Source organism: Rhizobacter sp. P3_C12 (assembly GCF_056402735.1).
Genome location: NZ_JBFUGW010000623.1, coordinates 1 through 954, shown reverse-complemented (window position 1 = coordinate 954; position 954 = coordinate 1). Strand labels below are relative to the sequence as shown.

The 954-nt window shown below is 60.7% G+C and carries 1 protein-coding gene; it reads right to left on the bottom strand.

Annotation, left to right across the window (positions count from 1 at the left end; translation table 11 throughout):
- A partial coding sequence (locus AC1DXV_RS35010; protein ID WP_477938099.1) for a transposase occupies positions 1-146 on the bottom strand: 146 nt, incomplete at its 3' end.
- Between the last annotated feature and the right edge of the window lie 808 nt (positions 147-954).

Here is a 954-nt window from a genome sequence, read left to right as displayed (position 1 = left end):
AGGTTGGCGTTGATGCCATGCGCCATCGCCACGGCTGCCATGGACATCCCCGGCTGCATGCAGGCTGCCACGGCATTGGCCTTGAACTCGTCGCTGTGGAGCCGACGCCGGCGCCGAGCGCCAGCGGGTTGGACGGGGAAGGTCATACGTATCCACCAAAGTTGAGGTGGGTACGAGGCTCCTATGTGCCTATCGCATTCTCAAGATGGTCAGACTGGACGCTCACGATGCGCTCACGAGCATGGAGATATGCGTTGAGCCCCGCCGACACACTTCGCCGCCTGGCCGACGGGCACTAGGTTCCGGCAGTCCGGGAGCAGACGCTCGTGGGCGGGAGGAAGTGGCCGAACGGCGCCTTCCGCATTGGCTTAGCAGTAAGCGATGCCGTCTCGTTCAAAACCTACGTGAATACCTCACCGTTCTTGCCCTCGTTGAGCTGCTTGCAGAGGTCCTCCGCCTGTTCCTTCGTTCTACAAGGGATTAGGACCTTTCGCTGTCCGGCGTAGTCGTTGCAAACAAGCGGATTGCCGGCACGAGCTGTCGTGACCCGATAGGGCCCGGCGTTTGGCGGCACAACATATCGCGGCATCGTCGAAAACCTTGTAGGTGTACGGTTCGGTCGAGTCCATTGGACCTTAGTCTGCCCGAAAGCAGCCATTCGCGACCGACAGCAAGTGGCCGGATCCGGCCATGGCATGTACGCGACTGCGGTCTACGGCGCACGTTGCTTGACGACCGAAACGTCCTCCAACGGGGCGGGCCAGATCTGAAGATGGTACCGATCATCGCCGTCGAGGCCATCCTCAGACAACGAATCGAGGCCGGAGAAGCAAACACGCACGCGATAAGTCCCAGGGGTCACAGGAATGCGGGCCGCACCTGGAAAATAGTCGGTGCAACCGGCAATGACCAAGTTCTCACCGGCTACGAACCAAGTTCTCACCGGCTACGAAC